We start from the raw sequence: 355 nt of genomic DNA, 5'->3' as shown, positions 1-355 counted from the left end.
AGCGTCGGCTCCGGCCTGCTCTACAGCACCAACAGCAACATCTACCTCCAGGGGACGACGCTCACCAGCGGCAGTAACCTGCGGTTCGACGCGAGCGCCGGCGCGGTGAACGCCTATGTCAACGGGGCAATCACCGACAACGGTACGATCACCCTCGCCAGCGGCGGCGGCGGCAACGCCCGGATCGGCAGCGAAAGCGGTGCCGCCGTCACGCTTGGCGGGACGGGCGTGCTCACGCTCAACGACAGTGGCGGCAATCGCGTGCTGCTCGGCGGCAGTTACGCCGTGACGACGATCGGCGCCGGGCTGACGGTAAACGGCTCGGGCGAGATCGGCTACGACCAGACCTACCTCG

Origin of the sequence: uncultured Sphingomonas sp. (genome assembly GCF_964250165.1) — a bacterium.
Taxonomy (GTDB): domain Bacteria; phylum Pseudomonadota; class Alphaproteobacteria; order Sphingomonadales; family Sphingomonadaceae; genus Sphingomonas.
Note: the sequence above shows the minus strand (reverse complement) of the source record.